The organism is Mediannikoviicoccus vaginalis, from assembly GCF_928097925.1.
GTDB classification, from domain to species: domain Bacteria; phylum Bacillota; class Clostridia; order Tissierellales; family Peptoniphilaceae; genus Mediannikoviicoccus; species Mediannikoviicoccus vaginalis.
In genome coordinates this window covers 1,629,834-1,647,815 of sequence record NZ_CAKMRI010000001.1, presented here as the reverse complement: position 1 = coordinate 1,647,815, position 17,982 = coordinate 1,629,834, and the positions used below count along the sequence as shown (strand labels likewise).

Annotated in this window: 15 protein-coding genes and 1 riboswitch; of the genes, 3 read left to right on the top strand and 12 right to left on the bottom strand. The window is 36.4% G+C overall.

All coding sequences use genetic code 11. The features are described 5' to 3' along the window. The first annotated feature begins 186 nt into the window (after positions 1–186). Positions 187–1,197, top strand: coding sequence for an aldo/keto reductase (locus L6651_RS07765; protein ID WP_237037373.1), 1,011 nt, complete (start codon positions 187–189; stop codon positions 1,195–1,197). 40 nt (positions 1,198–1,237) lie between these two features. Here L6651_RS07765 and L6651_RS07760 read toward each other — a convergent pair whose 3' ends face one another. Then, positions 1,238–2,878: an ABC transporter ATP-binding protein gene (locus L6651_RS07760; RefSeq protein ID WP_237037372.1), complete on the bottom strand. Its 1,641-nt coding sequence runs from the start codon at positions 2,876–2,878 to the stop codon at positions 1,238–1,240. 180 nt (positions 2,879–3,058) lie between these two features. Here L6651_RS07760 and L6651_RS07755 point away from each other — a divergent pair, with 180 nt between their 5' ends. Next, a complete protein-coding gene (locus L6651_RS07755; RefSeq protein WP_237037371.1) occupies positions 3,059–5,017 on the top strand; it encodes a fructose-1,6-bisphosphatase in 1,959 nt (652 codons plus the stop codon). Between the two features lie 23 nt (positions 5,018–5,040). On the opposite strand, the gene L6651_RS07750 is transcribed toward L6651_RS07755, so the two are convergent. The 10 genes from L6651_RS07750 to L6651_RS07705 form a co-directional block, all read right to left on the bottom strand. After that, a complete protein-coding gene (locus L6651_RS07750; RefSeq protein WP_237037370.1) occupies positions 5,041–5,796 on the bottom strand; it encodes an alpha/beta hydrolase in 756 nt (251 codons plus the stop codon). A gap of 38 nt (positions 5,797–5,834) precedes the next feature. Further along, positions 5,835–7,685, bottom strand: a complete 1,851-nt coding sequence (gene asnB, locus L6651_RS07745) for an asparagine synthase (glutamine-hydrolyzing) (protein WP_237037369.1) — start codon at positions 7,683–7,685, stop codon at positions 5,835–5,837. Between the two features lie 176 nt (positions 7,686–7,861). Continuing rightward, the gene (gene metK, locus L6651_RS07740; protein WP_237037368.1) at positions 7,862–9,040 is read right to left on the bottom strand and encodes a methionine adenosyltransferase; all 1,179 of its coding nucleotides are present in this window, start codon (positions 9,038–9,040) and stop codon (positions 7,862–7,864) included. Positions 9,041–9,087: 47 nt separating this feature from the next. Further along, positions 9,088–9,181: riboswitch (SAM riboswitch) on the bottom strand. A 28-nt stretch (positions 9,182–9,209) separates the two neighbouring features. Then, positions 9,210–9,701, bottom strand: a complete 492-nt coding sequence (ispF, locus tag L6651_RS07735) for a 2-C-methyl-D-erythritol 2,4-cyclodiphosphate synthase (protein ID WP_237037367.1) — start codon at positions 9,699–9,701, stop codon at positions 9,210–9,212. Further along, entirely contained in the window at positions 9,698–10,402 is a 705-nt protein-coding gene (gene ispD, locus L6651_RS07730) for a 2-C-methyl-D-erythritol 4-phosphate cytidylyltransferase (RefSeq protein ID WP_237037366.1), read from the bottom strand. Before ispD ends, ispF begins: the two co-directional genes overlap by 4 nt. A gap of 24 nt (positions 10,403–10,426) precedes the next feature. Then, positions 10,427–10,699 (bottom strand): hypothetical protein, encoded by a 273-nt coding sequence (locus L6651_RS07725; RefSeq protein ID WP_237037365.1) that lies wholly within the window; start codon positions 10,697–10,699, stop codon positions 10,427–10,429. 36 nt (positions 10,700–10,735) lie between these two features. After that, positions 10,736–11,818 carry a PIN/TRAM domain-containing protein gene (locus L6651_RS07720; RefSeq protein ID WP_237037364.1) on the bottom strand — a complete coding sequence of 361 codons (1,083 nt, stop codon included), beginning with the start codon at positions 11,816–11,818 and terminating at the stop codon, positions 10,736–10,738. A 14-nt stretch (positions 11,819–11,832) separates the two neighbouring features. Further along, positions 11,833–12,321: a CarD family transcriptional regulator gene (locus L6651_RS07715; RefSeq protein ID WP_237037363.1), complete on the bottom strand. Its 489-nt coding sequence runs from the start codon at positions 12,319–12,321 to the stop codon at positions 11,833–11,835. 124 nt (positions 12,322–12,445) lie between these two features. Beyond that, the gene (locus L6651_RS07710) at positions 12,446–12,652 is read right to left on the bottom strand and encodes a heavy-metal-associated domain-containing protein (RefSeq protein ID WP_237037362.1); all 207 of its coding nucleotides are present in this window, start codon (positions 12,650–12,652) and stop codon (positions 12,446–12,448) included. Between the two features lie 9 nt (positions 12,653–12,661). Further along, on the bottom strand, positions 12,662–15,010 hold the full coding sequence (locus L6651_RS07705) for a heavy metal translocating P-type ATPase (protein WP_237037361.1): 2,349 nt from the start codon (positions 15,008–15,010) through the stop codon (positions 12,662–12,664). A gap of 103 nt (positions 15,011–15,113) precedes the next feature. Here L6651_RS07705 and L6651_RS07700 point away from each other — a divergent pair, with 103 nt between their 5' ends. Next, the gene (locus tag L6651_RS07700; RefSeq protein ID WP_237037360.1) at positions 15,114–16,565 is read left to right on the top strand and encodes a nicotinate phosphoribosyltransferase; all 1,452 of its coding nucleotides are present in this window, start codon (positions 15,114–15,116) and stop codon (positions 16,563–16,565) included. Positions 16,566–16,599: 34 nt separating this feature from the next. On the opposite strand, the gene L6651_RS07695 is transcribed toward L6651_RS07700, so the two are convergent. Then, positions 16,600–17,919, bottom strand: coding sequence for an NCS2 family permease (locus L6651_RS07695; RefSeq protein ID WP_237037359.1), 1,320 nt, complete (start codon positions 17,917–17,919; stop codon positions 16,600–16,602). Positions 17,920–17,982 lie beyond the last annotated feature (63 nt).

Genomic DNA, 17,982 nt, shown 5'->3' with positions numbered 1-17,982 from the left:
CTCCTACTACATGTTGTATATTTTTAAAATGCATAATTAAAGTATACCCAATATGTAGGACTTACACAAATTTATTTTATTTTCGTTTGAAAGCCTTACCAAGGGCTAAATAAAGTATTTTTTAGCCACTTATGATATATTAATAAGTAGAAAACTTAATAATTTTTTATAAAAATAGGGGGAATTATGGAAAAAAGAGTTTTAGGAAGAACCGGATTTGAAATTTCAATTGTTGGCCTTGGAGGCATACCAATACAAAATGTTTCAAAGAAGGATGCAACTACACTTTTGGAAAAATGTTTAGATATGGGAATAAACTTTATTGACACAGCCAGGGGCTACAACGACAGCGAAACCCGTATTGGAGAAGCACTGGAAGTTGTGGGAAGGGACAAGTTTTACATTGCAACCAAGTCTATGGCAAGAACTTCAGAAGGGGTTTTAGGAGAACTTGCCACCAGCATGAACAATTTAAAAGTTGATTACATAGATCTATTTCAGTTTCACAATGTGAGCAAGAAGAAGGACATGGATATTTTACTTGGCAAAGGCGGCGCCTTAGAAGCAATAAAAGAAATGAAGAAAAAGGGCATTGTAAAAGAAATTGGAATCACAAGTCACAATGTGGACATCCTTAGTGAGCTTTTAGAAACAGATGAATTTTCCACCATCCAATTTCCATATAACTTTGTTGAAACACAGGGAGAGGAATTATTTAAAAGGGCAAAGGAAAAAAATATCGGCGTCTTAATTATGAAACCCCTTGCGGGAGGTGCCATCCCCATGGGAAAGGAATGTTTGAAATTCGTTTTGAATAACGAAAATGTAACCTGTGCCATCCCTGGAATGGATACAATAGAACAGATAGAAGAAAACTGTTCAGTGGGAAACAATTTAGAACCACTAACCGAAGAAGAGATTTCAAAACTGGATTCATTTACAAAGGGCCTTGGAAAGAACTTCTGTAGAAGATGTGGCTACTGCGCCCCATGTTCCGCTGGCATCGACATCCCGACAAACTTTTTAATGGAAGGCTACTACACAAGGTACGACCTAAAGGACTGGGCAATGTCCCGCTACAATGGCTTTGAAAAAAAGGCCAGCGACTGTATTAAATGTGGAATCTGTGAAAAGAGATGTCCATATGATCTGCCGATTATAGAAATGCTTGAAAATGTGGCGACAGTTTTGGGATAGAATAAAAATAAGGTAGTGACATTTAAATCACTACCTTTTATTATACAATTTCTTCTACCCTACCCATACCATCTTCCAGTTTCAAAATTTTATTTGCTAATTTGAGTGGATATTCCCTATGTGCTATTAGAATAATCATTTTGTCTTTTGCCTTTAACTTTTCTATATTTTCTACAATTTCCCTCTCACTTTCAAGGTCTAATGAAGAAGTAAATTCATCTAGAAAAATTAAGTTTGCATCTTTAAATAAAACCCTAGCCAAGGCTATTCTCTGTTTTTCGCCACCAGAGAGATTCTTTCCCCTTCCTAGTATCTTAGCTCCAAGACCTCCCTTGCTTTCAATTATATTTATTAAATTGGATCTTGGAATTATATTTTCTAAGTTTGGATTAATAGAGTCAAATGCAATATTATTTTCAATCGTCCCAGAAAATATAAAAGGTTCTTGCTCAAGCACAGCTACTTGATCATAAAATGCAGACTTGTCGATATCTTTCAGTTCAACTCCATTCACTTTTATATTTCCATGATAATTTTTCCAAATCTTTAAAAGTATTTCCACAAAGGTTGACTTGCCCGATCCAGAAGGGCCAACTACAGCAAGCACATCTCCTTTATTTAAATCTATATTTATATCATTTAAAATTGTTTTTTCATCATCATAGGAAAAATTCAAATCTCTTATGTTAATATTTTCTATCTTGTCTATCTTTTCTCCTTCAAAATTATTTTCTTCTGTTTCTAAAAAATCTAAAATTCTATCGCTCATGCCCAGAGAAACATTTATTAAAGTATACCAATCCACAAGATTAGACATTGGTTCATATAAAAATCCCAAGTAGGTATAGAATGCAAATAGATAACCTATTTCAAGCTCTCCCCTGCTCACAAGAATAACACCATAGAGTAACACCAATATGGGTAAGAGGTTTTTCACAATCATATTCACTCCATAGGACAGAGCTGTGTACAATTTTATTTTCTTTTCCGTTGAAGTATATTTTGAAATATCCTCTGAAAATTTATTTATGAAGTACTCTTCTTTTTTATTAATTTTAATATCAAAAATTCCGTCAAGATACTCTTTAATCATATCGGAGAGTTCAGAAAACTGTCTTCTTTCGGTCTTTGACTTCTCTCTAATCCCCTTGTCTATAAAATGAAATAGGACAATGAATATGGGGACCACAAAAAGTGGAATCAAAGTCAACTTTGCATTCATATAGAACATGAATCCAAACACAACTAAGAGATTTAAAACATTCAATATTAAAACAGGAAAACCAACACTTATATCATTTGCTATCATCGAAGCGTCCATTAGAATTCTTGTGGAAAAATCCTCTTGCTTTCCTCTATAGTATGATATATCTTTTCCTAGAGCTGCTTTTAAAGTCAAACTCCTAAAATAATTTATGTACTCTACAGCATACATATGCCAGTTGTAATACTGAAGAGACTCCAATATGGCAGCTACTATCGAAACGATTCCAGCCTTAATACCAAAGCCGATTATCTCGTCCAGTTCGACACCAGAATTTATCATATTCACAAGTTTACCTATTAAAAATGGAAGAAAGCATCCTGCAATCATTGCAATGGAGCTTAGGATAATAATAAATGTTCGTCTTTTTTTGTAAGGACCTATGTAGCCCAAAATCTTGAAATATTTTTTAAACAACTTTTTCTCCTCTTTCAAACTAATAAAAACACTTTTTTATATTTAAAACATCTATATAACTTCCTTATATTTTAACATTTATCATATTTCTTGGCAAAATTTCACTATTTTTCTTCCAATCTTCATTAATGCACTTTATTTTATTCTCATTATTATATATTATATAAGCAGGAGGAGTATATGGACTACGAAAAATATTTAAAGCAACTTTCAAAGGAATATCCTACAGTGGAAGACACCATAAGTGAAATTGTAAGGCTAAAGGCTCTTTCTGTACTTCCAAAAGAGACTGAGTACTTCTTTTCAGATTTGCATGGTGAGTACACTTCTTTTACAAGAATATTGAAGTCTTCTTCTGGAAACTTAAGACAAAAGATTTCTCAAAAATTTAAGTACCAAATGGCTGAAGAAGAGATGAACGAGCTGGCAAACCTTATTTATGAACCGGAAAACTTTATCACTTTGAAGATTAAGTCTGGAAAGTTTACAAACGATTGGATAAGGGCAACCATTGTAAGGCTTTTGGACCTTTTGAAGATGGTTACTTCAAAGTACTCAAGGACCAAGGTTCGTGGTAAGATGCCTGCAGTTTATAAGGATTTAATTGACGAGATGCTCCACATTGACTATGTGGAACTAAACAAGCAAGAATATTTTGATACCATTGTGGACACTATAATAGAAATCCATGCGTCAAAGGAGATTATCATAACTCTTTGTCACATCATTCAAGACACTTCTGTAGATACTCTACACATTGTCGGGGACATCTACGACAGAGGACCTCGTCCCGATATTATTATGGACGTATTGATGGAACATAAAAATGTGGACATTCAATGGGGTAACCACGACATCATCTGGATGGGTGCAGCCCTTGGGTCAAGACCACTGGTTGCCTGTGTTGTAAGAATTGCCCTGGGCTATAATAACTTTGACTCCCTTGAAGATGGATATGGTATAAACCTAAGACCTCTATACTCTTTTGCAATGGAAACCTATAGAGAAGATCCTTGTGAAGTGTTTATGCCAAAGATTGTAGATGAAAACAAGTTCTATTCTGTAAATAAATATGCCACTGCAAAGATGCACAAGGCAATTTCCATAATTCAGTTTAAGCTGGAAGGGCAAGCCATTGACAGAAACCCTGAGTTTGCCATGGAAGGAAGAAAATCTTTTAACTTTGTAGACTTTGAAAAGGGAATTTACAAGGCTGAAGATGGCAAGGAGTATCCAATGCTAGATAAAAACTTCCCAACAGTTGACCCTAAGAACCCTTACGAATTAACGGAAGGGGAAGTGGAAGTTATTGAAGCTTTAAATACATCCTTTAGACATAGTTTAAAGATGCAGGAGCATTTGAAATTTTTATTAGACAAGGGCTCTGTGTACAAGGTGACAAATAAAAACCTTCTTTATCATGGCTGCGTTCCAATGAATGAAGATGGAGCCTTTAGAGTTTTAAAATATGACAATGAATACTACTCAGGAAGAAGTTTAATGGACTTTTTCGATAAAAAAGCAAGGGAAGCTTCATATATACCACGTTCATACTACTCCAAAGAGAGGGAAAAGGTACTGGATTTGTATTGGTATATGTGGTGTGGACCAATCTCTCCACTATTTGGAAAGCATAAGATGTCTACATTTGAAAACTTCTTTATCGGTAGAAAGCTTCCTATTAGTAAGGAGATTTCAGACCCTTACTTTACACTTAGCAAAGAAGAAGACCATGTTGATAGGATATTAAGGGAATTTGATTTAGATCCAGAATGTGGTCACATTATAAATGGACATATACCTGTTAAGTACAAAGACGGACAAAAACCAATCTCTGCAAATGGAAAGATGTATGTAATAGACGGTGGTATCTCAAAGGCCTACCAACCAACTACGGGCATTGCAGGCTACACCCTAATCTATAACTCACATTACCTTGCCCTTGCAGAACATAGCAACTATGAAGTTATGCAGTCGGTTCACGGCGCCTATACACCAAAGTTATACATCACCGAAAGATTTCCTCAAAGGCTTTTGGTAAAGGATACGGACAAGGGACCAATTATGGAAGAAAAGATAAATGACCTAACAAATTTACTGGATGCATATAAACAAGGTACAATAAAGGAAAATAGATAAACCAAGTCTTTCGACTTGGTTTTTTATTCGAAAAATTCTATTATATCTTTTATCATTTCAGTTCTAATGTCGTAGTCCACAAAGCTGTGGTCGGCGCCTTTAATTATTTTTAACGTGGCTTCCTCTCCAAAGGAATTTTTTGTTTCTTCGCAAATCTTTTTAGTAATAATTGGATCTTTGTCTCCCAACATAATCAACACAGGATTTTTATATTCCCTCGCCTTTTCAATTGGATGATACTTCTTTAAGTCCTCCATAAACTCTCTCTTTACAAGCATGCCAAGATGTTTATAGCTTTCCACTTTTCTATTTTCTTTTCTATCAAACTCCCTAATCTTATCTTCAATTAGGTCCAGCATATTATTTGCCGGCGCCAGTAACACCATCTTGTCTGGATTATATTTTGACGCAGTAAGTGTTGCAATAAGTCCACCCATGCTATGGCCCATTATATAAATTTCATTGTCCTTTGCTATGTCAAGACCATTAATATAGTTCATAATAGAGTCTAGGTCCTCTATTTCAGAGCTAAGGGTCATGTCACTAAAGTCCCCTTCCGATTCTCCTGAGCCAGTAAAGTCAAACCTAAACACCTTGTAGCCCCTCTTTACAAACTCCCTGCTCATGCGAACATAGAAAAAGGAATTTCCAAGTTTATTGCCTGTAAATCCATGTAGAATTAAAATAATCTTCTTATTGTCCACTTCACCATTATAATTTAACACGCCACGAATTTTTAAATTATCTTTATTTTTGATTTCAATAAATTTATATTCCATATTGCCCTCCATATGAAAAAGGCATGTTTGCACATGCCCTATCTATTAATAAAATATTCTCTATACCAAATCAAGAAAGCATAAACAGTCCAAATATATCTTTGGTTCATTGCCCTTTCATGGTAGTGGTCATCAAGTAACTTCACAAGGGCGTCGGTGTCAAAAAATTTCTTTGCCACATCGGAAGTAATCTCTTCCTTAACCATGTTGTAGTACTTGTCCTGTCTTAACCAATATCTAATTGGTACAGGAAAACCAACTTTCTTTCTATTGGACCAGTCCGGTGGCATAACTTTTTCCGCAGCTTTTCTAAGTGCAATCTTAAAGTCGTCTCCGTCTATCTTGTACTTGTCAGGAATTGACGAAGCCACTTCATAAACCTTTGGATCTAGGAATGGAGTTCTAACTTCAAGACTTGAACATGAACTCATCTTGTCTCCCTTTAAAAGAATATTTCCTGGAAGCCAATACTTCATATCAAGTAGTTGCATCTTTTGTAATTTAGTCTTGCCTTGAACGCTTTTGTAAAATCTCTTTGCCACATCAAATGGATTTTGAGCATCTCTGTACTCAGGTTTTAAAATTGCGTCTGCATGTTCTGGTTCAAACACCTTTGCTTGACCTATAAACTCTTCATGTAACTCAGATCCGCCTTTAATTAAAAATCTTCTAACTCTACCATTTTTCATATTAATGGCTCTATTTCTTAAGAAATGTCTTAATCCAAATGGTAATTTTCTATACTTATGCATATTTGCAGTTTCACCATAACTGAAGTAGCCACCGAAAAATTCGTCCGCACCTTCTCCAGAAAGCACACCCTTTACATGTTCCCTTGCAAGTTTTGACAAAAAGAACATTGGAACTGCAGAAAGATTTGCATGAGGCTCGTCCATGTAGTATTGAATTTGTGGAAGAGCATCAAAACAGTCATCCGCATCAATTAAAACCTTGTAATTTTTCTTTCCATTTATCTCAGAAAGTTCCTTTGCCAAATCAGTTTCGTTATAGTCCTTGTCATAATCCTTAAATCCTACACTGAAAGTCTCGTCAGTTTGAGCCAGTGAAAAGATATATGAAGAGTCAACACCACCGGATAGGAAACATCCAAGAGGAGAATGGCTTCTCTTATATAGTTCAACAGTTTCTTTAACCACATTTTCAACATCTTCCACATACTCGTCCAAAGACTTGTTAGTTGGCTTTATGTCAGGTTTAAAATACTGAACCTTTTCCATGTTGCCATCCTTAATCTTTAGGTAGTGACCAGCTTCAAGTTTATAAACACCTTTAAAGAAAGTTTCTTCATAGGCAGAGTATTCATTGGTCAAGAAAGGTTTTAATGCCTTTTCATTAAATTCCTTATTAAAATTTGGATTTTTTAAAAAGGCCTTTATCTCAGAACCAAATAAAAGGGAACCGTCCTTAGTGTTTTGAGTATAGTACATTGGCTTAATTCCAAAGAAGTCCCTTGCAATAAAAAGTTCCTTCTCCTCCAAGTCCCACACAGAAAAAGCAAACATGCCCCTTAATTTGTCTAAAACACCTTCTTTATATCTGTCGTATCCCTTTAATAGGACTTCCGTATCAGTCTTGGTGTGGAAAGTATAACCTTCCTTAATAAGCTCTTGTCTTATTTCATCATGATTATAAATTTCTCCATTAAAACAAATTACCTTCTTCTTGTCATCAGTAAATAGAGGTTGCCTTCCATTTGGAGTTAAATCCAAAAAGGCAAGCCTTCTAAAGCCAAAGCCAAGACTGTCATCAGAAAAATATCCATCAGAGTCCGGGCCTCTGTGCTCGATTTCTTGAGACATAACTTTTAGAAATTCATCATCTTCCTCTGTATATGAATTATTTTTATATATTCCAACGTAACCGCACATAATATCTCCTTAATACTTATTCTTATTTGATTATAAAGTGAAAATTGATAAAAATCAACGAAAGAAGCAGGTGAAGGGGAAGTTTAATAAAAGTTTTTGCGAAAAATTTTGAATTATTTTTTAATCTGTCACAAAAAATGTTTCACCACAAGAAAAGGAGTGCCTTCGCACCCCTATTATAAATATTTTTTCAATTCCTCTGCCTTGTCTACTTCTTCCCATGGGAAGCCTTCGTCATCTCTGCCGAAGTGGCCGTAGCTTGCAGTCTTTTTGTAAATTGGTCTTCTTAGATTTAGGTTTTCTATTATTGCCGCCGGTCTTGTATCAAAGTTATCTCTAATTATTTCTGCTAGTTTTTCGTCCGATACCTTTCCTGTTTCGAAGCTATCTACAAATATTGAAACTGGTTTTGCAACTCCAATTGCATATGCAAGGCCCACTTCTGCCTTTTCGCATAGTCCTGATGCAACAAGGTTTTTAGCGATGTATCTTGCCATGTACGCACCGGATCTATCTACCTTTGTTGGGTCTTTACCAGAGAATGCTCCACCACCATGTTTTGAGAAGCCACCGTATGTGTCAACGATAATCTTTCTTCCTGTTAGTCCTGCATCTCCCATTGGTCCACCGATTTCGAATCTACCTGTTGGGTTGATGTAGAATTTTGTGTTTTCATCTATAAGTTCTTGTGGAATTGTCTTTAATATTAATTTTTCTTTAATGTCTTTTCTTAAGTCCTCTGTTGTTACATTAGGATCATGTTGTGATGATACTACTACTGCGTCTACTCTTGTTGGTTTTCCATTTTCGTATTCCACTGTAACTTGAGACTTGCCATCTGGTCTTAAATAGTCTAATACTTTGTCTTTTCTAAGTTTTGTAAGGTTTTTGCAAAGCTTGTGTGAAAGTGAAAGTGGAAGTGGAATTAATTCTTTTGTTTCGTTACAAGCGTAACCAAACACCATACCTTGGTCTCCCGCTCCGATTTTATCGAATTTGTCTTCGTCTCCCTCTTTTGCTTCCATGGAGTTGTCAACGCCAAGGGCAATGTCTTTTGACTGTTCATTTATTGAAGTGAATACTGCACAGGTATCGCAGTCGAATCCATACTTACCTCTGTCATAACCGATTTCTCTAACTGTTTCTCTAACTATTGACGGTATGTCCACATATGTGTTTGTGGAAATTTCTCCAGCTACTATTACCGCTCCTGTTGTTGTCAGGGTTTCGCAGGCAACACGAGCGTTTTCGTCATTTTCTAATATTGAATCCAGTATTGCATCTGAAATTTGATCGCAAATCTTATCTGGATGACCTTCTGTTACTGATTCTGATGTGAATAATTTTTTTGTCATTTTTCCTCCTTCATAAAAAAAACCTCGCTGAAAAGCAAGGTTCTAAAATCTTATTTTTCAGATAAACTGCAGGATTTAGCACCTAATTTAATAGGTTGCCGGGTTTCACAGGGCCTTTCCCTCCACCACTCTTAATAAGTAATATTCAATTCGTTATTAAATTATAACACTATTTATATTGATGTTCAACTTTTTCTTCTAATAGCACCGCCGCATAGCAAGTTATGCCTTCGCCTCTTCCTTCGAAGCCCATCTTCTCTGTTGTACTTGCCTTTATGGAAATATTTTTCACATCCGTGTTTAAAACTTTCGCAATATTTTCTCTCATATTAATGGTATGTGGAGATATCTTTGGCATTTCGCATGCAATGGTGGAGTCGATATTTCCTATTTTATATCCCTCTTTGTCCATAACTTTAAATACTCTCTTTAAAAGTATCATAGAGTCTATGTCCTTATACTCCATGTCCGTGTCGGGGAATAACTTTCCAATATCTCCCATTGAAAGCGCCCCAAGTATGCCGTCCATTATAGCATGTACCAACACATCTGCATCTGAGTGGCCAAGAAGTCCCTTTTCAAATTCTATTTTTTTCCCTCCAAGGATTAAGTCTCTTCCTTCCACAAGTTTATGAACATCGTATCCAAATCCAATTCTCAATTTTCGTCCTCCATCTTTGCAAGAATTTCTCCAATGATTAAATCTTCCTTAGTTGTAATCTTAATATTGTCGTATTCTCCAATATATATTTTTACCTTTTGTCCAATAACTTCCATTAATGAGGAGTCGTCGGTAACTTTTATATTTTCTTTAAAGGCTTTTTCATATCCCTTTACTAGGGAGTCCTTATAAAAAATCTGTGGCGTTTGGGCGTTGTAAAGCTCTTCCCTATTGGGCGTGTATGCAATGTAGCCCGCCTTTGCATTTTTTATGGTGTCCTTCATGGGAACGCATACCACCACAGCTTCGTTTTCCTTAACTTCTTTTAATGCACCAATTATGGTGTCCGTCTTTACAAATGGCCTTACGCCGTCATGGGTAATTACGATTTCTGAAGTCTTTGACACCTGACTTAGCCCGTTAAAGGTAGACTCTTCTCTTGTGTCTCCACCCTTTGCAAATTTTAGTTTTGATGAGTATTCCTTCAATATTTCAGAACATCTTTCAATTTCCCCTTCTGAAACAACTATTATGATTTCCCTTACAAAGGAAAGGTGGAAAAATTTTCCAACAGTTCTATGAATTATCTCTCGATTATTAAGTTTTAAAAATTGTTTTGGAAGCTCCGTTCCCATTCTCGTGCCGCTACCGGCAGCAGTAATAATAACGGAGATGCCTTTATTTAAAATCTTATCGTCCATATGAAAATTATACCATATATCTACCTATGCTCCCGCAATCATGTATCCAATTGACATAATTATGAAAAATGAAATTATAAGTAGAAAATTTAGAAACATAAATGCATAGTCCCTTTGACTCCTTGCACATAATAGACCTATTACTCCAAGGATTGGACAGATAATTACCGTTGCAAGTCCTATGGGTCTAATTCCGCCTAAAAAAGAAAGTTTCGCATCTTTAAATACAAAAGAAATAATTAAAATCAAAATTCCAACGAGAAATAAAAATCTCGAAATATTTTTTTCTGTTAACATGTCTCCTCCTCAATATTAAAAAGGACCCAAAAGGTCCTAGTTAATTCTTACAAATATCATCTTGCCCGCTGCAGTTTGAAGAACTGATGTAACAGTTGCATCCACAGTTTGCCCAATGTATTTCTTACCATCTTCCACCACCACCATGGTGCCGTCTATTAGGTATGCAATACCTTGATTGGACTCCTTACCGTCTTTGATTATGGTAACCGTCATCTGTTCCCCAGGTATAACTATGGACTTCATTGCATTTGCCAGTTCGTTTATGTTTAATACTTGAACATTTCTAACTGCTGCAACCTTGTTTAGGTTGTAGTCGTTGGTTACAAGTTTTCCACCAACGTCAATTGCCATCTGTAGAAGTTTTGAATCAACTTCCTTAATTTCACGATATCTCTTATGGGACACTTCCACCGGTAGACTTGATTCGTTTTGGATCATACGAAGAATGTCTAAGCCTCTTCGCCCCTTCTTTCTTCTCAAGTCGTTGTCAGAATCTGCAATATGTTGTAGCTCTTCCAATACAAATATTGGTATTACAATCTTTCCATCTAAAAATCCAGTGTCTATTATGTCTTTGATTCTACCGTCAATGATTACAGAGGTATCAAGTATTTTTATAAGGCCGTCTGCCGTTTCCTTTGCCGGTCTGTCTATGCCCGCCTTAATCTTTTCAAAAATACTTCCCGTTTCTTTGAACCACTGCATACCAAGTCTCATTCCAATGTAGCCCAGGGTAATGTAAATTATTATTGAAAGTATAATAAATGGAACATTACCAACAACAGGTAATTTGATTTGGATAATTAACATGGAGATTAAAAACGCCACGAAAATTCCTAAAATCGTTCCCACTGCTGTGCTAATAAGTTCCTGAACGGAGAGTCCTTTCATATATGTCGAAGCTCTTTCCGCAGATTTTTCCAATCCTTGTAGCATCTTTGGAAAGAATTTATAAAAAATAATAGCAAAAAGTATAATTCCTATAGCATATATGCCAATTCTCCAGTAGGTGGGTAACCCTGAAACAACCTTTGTCTTGTCAATTAAGTAGACTATGGTAAAACCAAAAATCGCCCCTAAGAGAGTCATTAGTACATTGACTACTCTTTTAGCCAAAGTAGCACCTCCTTCTATTTGTTTTCATTTTTAAATAGGTTCTCTAAATTTTTTTCAACTTCTGCTACCTTCTTCCCTTCCACAACTGAAAGTTCTGAAATTAGCATCTTCTTTGAACTGTGTAAAAGTTTCTTTTCTGCCATTGATAGTCCTCTGTCCAAATCGAGAGTGTATAAATCTCTAAATACTTCTGCAATGCCTTTAAGTTCTCCCAGACGAAGTTTTTCTAAGTTTTCTCTATATCTTGCATTCCAATTAGAATTGATTTCAACATCTTCTAACTTCAACGTACTTAGAATGTCTTCGATTTCAGACTCGTCTACAATTGTTCGTATTCCCATGTCGTTAATCTTGTCTATTGGTACAGATATTTTAATTTCTCCAACAGGAATTGAAAGAATATAATATTCTTTTTCCACGCCCAGTATGGTCTTAAGTGTCTTTTCAACTATAACTCCAGCACCATGCATTGGATAGACTATTTTGTCACCTATTTCAAACATTTTTTCACCTCTACTATCATTATAATATATAAATCAAGTTTGGTAAACATAATATTACATCAAATTTTAAAGCATATGTCAAGTATTTTTATAAAAAATAGGGAAGTATTTCACTTCCCCACATTTATTTTATTTCTGAAACGTCAAAGCCAATGTCTTCCACTGCCTCTTTTAGTTTCTCATTTGATACATCATTATGAGTTACTTTAACCTCTTTTGTGGAAAGATCCACATCTACTTTCTCCACACCTTTAACTTCTTCCAGCGCCTTTGTCACTGAAGCTTCACAGTGTGAACAAGTCATTCCATCAACGATTAATAATGTTTCCATATATTCCTCCTATTTAAATGATTTTAATCTAAGTGAATTGGTTACAACTGAAACAGAACTAAATGCCATTGCTGCCCCGGCAATCATTGGATTTAAAAATCCTAGGGCTGCAATTGGTATTCCGATTACATTATAAAAGAATGCCCAAAATAGATTTTGTTTTATGGTTCTCATGGTTCTCTTTGAAAGTTCTATCGCCTTAACAACTGAGTTTATATCTCCATTTATTATGGTTATGTCTGAGGCCTCTATGGCAACGTCGGTACCTGTGCCAATGGCAAATCCAATATCTGCCTGTGCCAGTGCTGGTGCGTCGTTTATTCCATCTCCCACCATGGCAACAACTTTGTCTTCCTTCTTTATTTCCTTTATCTTGTCCGACTTGTCCTGTGGCAGCACTTCTGCATAGACTCTTTCGATGTGTAGGCTCTTTGCAATTGCATTTGCCGCCCTCTTGCTGTCTCCTGTAATCATATAGGTTTCTATGCCTATTTCATGAAGCCCATCTATGGCCTCTTTGGAGCTTTCCTTAACTTCGTCTGCAACGGAGATTATTCCAAGAAGACTCTTTTCATCAAAGAGCATTAGTGGAGTCTCACCCTTTTCTTGCAATCTTTCTATTTCTTCAGCAGAGTATGGAATATTTTTTTCGTTCATTAACTTTTTATTTCCAATAAAGTAAAGAACTCCATCAATACGCCCAGAAACTCCCATTCCAGTAAGTGAATCAAAGTTTGAAACTTCCACCATTTCGATTTTATTTTCTTTACAATAGTTCACCACAGCTTCTCCCAGTGGATGTTGTGATGCATTTTCCAATGATGAAAATATTTTAAGCATTTCTTCTTCACTCATGTGCGAATAATTTTCAACAGACTTTACTACAGGCTTTCCTTCCGTTAGTGTTCCAGTCTTGTCGAATACCACCGAGTCAATTTTACATGCCCTCTCTAGGTACTCGCCGGACTTTATTAGTATTCCAAGGTTTGCTCCACGTCCCGTTCCAACCATAATGGCCGTTGGTGTGGCAAGGCCCAGTGAACATGGGCAGGCGATTACTAGAACTGCCACTGCGTGCATTATGGCAGGGTCAATTGATTTTTTTACAAACCAAGTAATGGCGAAGGTTAAAATTGCAATTACAATTACGGATGGTACGAAAACTCCCGCAATTTTATCTGCCAGTCTTTGCACCGGCGCCTTGTGTTCTTGCGCCTCTTCTACTAGCTTTACGATTTGTGAAAGCATGGTGTCCTTACCAACCTTGGTGGCTTCAAACTTTATAAAACCATTTTTATTTATGGTTCCACCAATAACTTCATCGCCAACTGTCTTTTCCCTTGGTATGGACTCTCCAGTTACCATGGCCTCGTCAATGGAGGTTTCTCCAAAAATAATTTTTCCATCTACTGCAACTTTTTCTCCCGGTCTAACGTCAATTATATCTCCCACAACAACTTCTTCTATGGGAATCTCTATAACTTCGCCATCTCTTTCCACCACCGCAGTCTTTGCCTGTAGCTCCATTAACTTATTAATGGCATCGGTGGTTCTAGTCTTTGCCCTCTTTTCAAAATACTTTCCTAGGAGTATTAAAGTTATAATTACCGCAGAGGACTCGTAATAGAGTTCACTTGATCCAATAATGGTGTGATATAGTGAAAAGAAAAACGCCGCAGAAGTCCCCATGACTATTAGTACGTCCATGTTGGCTCCCCCACCTCTTAAGGAGTTGAAGGCACCTTTATAAAATCTTCTTCCAATGTAAAACTGCACTGGAATTGCAAGGGCAAGTTGCACCCATCCATTTAATAAAAATATATGCATGCCCGCCATGTGGAAAAACATGGCAGAAAAAAGTGGTATGGTGAAGATTAAAGAAATAATTAAATCTCTCTTTAATCCCTTTAGCTCTTTGTCATCACGATTTATAACATTGTCTTCATCTTTAACAACAGTAGCACCATATCCCGCCTTTTCAACCTGCTTTATTATTTCTTCCTCCGTTACAAGGCCGTTTTTAAAACGTACCACGCCAGAGTTTGTTATTGAATTTATAACGGCTTCTTCAATGGGAAGCTTGTTTAATAATTTTGTTATTCTTGCGGCACATGCCTCACAGCTCATACCTGTAATATCTAGCTTTACGGTTTGCATAGGCACTTCATACCCTGCCTTTTCAATTTTTTGTGGAATTTCATTTATATTTTCTTCCGAATTTAATTCCACTGTGGCAAGTCCTGTGACAGAATTTACATTTACACTTTCAACTTCTTCCATTTTTGAAAGTACCTTTTCAATTCTCGCAGAACATGCTTCACATGTCATTCCCTCTACTCTTATACTTAACTTTTTCAAAGCATCACCCTTCCTTCATTGATAATTGTTACTACTTATATTATACCCCTTACAGCTTTTAATAAAAGGGGTATAATATATCTATACCCATAAGGAGGACGAAATGATTAATTGGAAAGAGGAGCGTAACCTGTCACTACTTGCAGACTTCTACGAGTTTACAATGGCAAATGGTTACCTAAAAGAAAAAGTACATGAACATATAACCTATTTTGATTTATATTTTAGATCTGTTCCCGACAAGGGAGGCTTTGCAATCTTCGCAGGTCTTGAACAGTTTGTAAAGTATATTGAAAATTTACATTTTGAAGAGGATGACATTGAATATTTTAAGAGCAAGGACATCTTCTCCGATGAATTTATCGACTATTTGAAAAATTTTAAATTTGAATGTGATGTGTGGGCAATGGAAGAGGGAACTGTGGTATTTCCAAATGAACCACTTCTTATAGTTAGAGGCCCTGCCATTCAAGCACAGATGATTGAAACCATGGCACTAATACTAATTAACCATCAAACTCTAATTGCCACAAAGACTAATCGTATTGTTAAGTCCGCCGATGGACGTGCTGTTATGGAGTTTGGTTCAAGAAGGGCCCAAGGTGCAGACGCTGCCACAATTGGTGCAAGGGCCGCATATATCGGTGGTGTTGTGGGAAGTGCCAATGCATATGCCGACAAGCTATATGGCGTTCCAGCCCTTGGTACAATGGCCCACTCATGGGTTATGATGTTTGAAAACGAATATGAAGCCTTTAGAGCCTACGCCGAAACCTTCCCTGACGACACTACATTACTCGTGGACACCTACGACACTTTGAAGTCAGGCATACCAAATGCAATAAAGGTATTTGACGAAGTTTTAAAACCAATGGGCAAAAGACCTGTGGGAATAAGACTTGACAGCGGCGACATCGCTTACCTATCTAAGAAGGCAAGAAAGATGCTTGACGAAGCTGGATATGAAGACTGTAAAATAGTTGCATCTTCAGCTCTAGACGAATTTAAGATAAAGGATATGCTGGACCAAGGCGCAAAGGTGGACTCCTTTGGCGTTGGTGAAAGACTTATTACATCCATGTCCCATCCAGTGTTTGGTGGCGTTTATAAACTTGTTGCAACGGAAGAAGATGGCAACATATCTCCAAAGATAAAAATCAGTGAAAATGTTGAAAAGATAACTACTCCTGGTTTTAAACAGGTTTATAGATTTTATGACAATGACGACAACAAGGCCATCGCAGATCTTGTATGTCTTCATGAAGAAGAGATAACTGACGATGAAATCGAAATATTTCATCCAGTGCACACATGGAAGAGAAAGACTTTAACAAATTTCCACGCAAAAAAACTTTTAGTTCCAATCTTTGAAAACGGAAAGCTAGTTTATAATCTACCTTCCCTTGAAGATATTAAAAAGAACAAGGAAAGAGAAGTAAATACACTTTGGGAAGAAGTTCAACGTTTTGAATTTCCACACATCTACATCGTGGACCTTTCTCAAAAACTTTGGGAAATGAAAAATGAAATGATTAATAAAACAAAAATATTTTAAAAAATAGGGGCTACCCATTGGTAACCCCCTTTTATTATCCAAAAATCTTTGGTGCAAGTAATTTTATTAAAAATACTATGGCAAGTACTACCATTAGAGGAGAAACATCTTTCTTCTTTCCTCCTGCAAGTTTTAAAATTACATATGATATCATACCGAAGCAGATACCTTCAGCTATTGAATATCCAAAAGGCATCATTATGATTGTTATAAATGATGGAATTGCTTCTGAATAGTCATTTAAGTCCACATCTAAAATTGGACTCATCATAAACACTCCAACTATTACAAGTGCCGCTGATGTTGCTGCCGGTGGCACAATTGAAAATAGTGGGAATAAAAATAGTGAAACTAGGAATAGTGCCCCTGCTGATAGTGATGTAAGGCCTGTTCTTCCTCCTTCTGCAACTCCAGAAGCAGATTCAACAAAGGTTGTAATTGTAGATGTTCCAAGTAGTGCACCAAATGTTGTTCCAATGGCGTCTGCCATTAATGCCCTTGATACACCTGGCAAATCTCCATTTTCATCCAGCATATCCGCCTTTGCCGCAACCCCAGTAAGTGTTCCAACTGTGTCGAATATATCTACGAACAGGAATGTGAATACAACCATCAACATCTCCCATGTAAATACATTGTGCAGTTCAAGTTTAAATGCAATTGGACTTAGGCTTGGTGGTAGTGAAAAGATACTTCCAGATTCAGGAAGCTTTGTTACTCCAAGTATAAGTGCAAGCACTGTGGATAAAACTATACCGATTAATAGTGACCCCTTTACATTTCTTGTGGAAAGTATTCCCATAACTAAAAATGCAAAGAAGAAAACTATGGCCTCTTTGGAATAAATATCCCCAAGGGCAAGTATAACTCCGTCACCTTGAACAATAAGGTTTGCTGAAGTAAGTCCCACTAGGGCAATAAACATACCAATACCTACTGACACCGACTTCTTTAGTGAAAGTGGTATGGAACTAAAGATTGCTTCTCTAACTTTGAAAAATGATAGTAGTATAAATATTAATCCTTCTAAAAATACTGCCGTTAGTGCAAACTGCCAGCTCTTTCCCATCTTAAGTACAACGGAATAGGTAAAGAATGCATTTAGTCCCATGCCCGGCGCCAATACAAATGGCATGTTGGCATATAGCCCCATAAGTAAAATTGCAATTACTGACGCAAGTATGGTTGCTGTAAACACTGCACCTCTGTCCATTCCAGCATCTGAAAGTATGGATGGATTTACAACAAGTATGTATGACACAGTCATAAATGTAGTAATACCTGCCATGATTTCAGTACGAACATCTGTCTTTTTTTCATTAAGGTTAAAAAACTTAGTTAATTTTTCTGACATTTCTCCCCTCCTAATATTGATTACATAAGAAATTATACAAGATATTTAAATTTCTTGCATTAT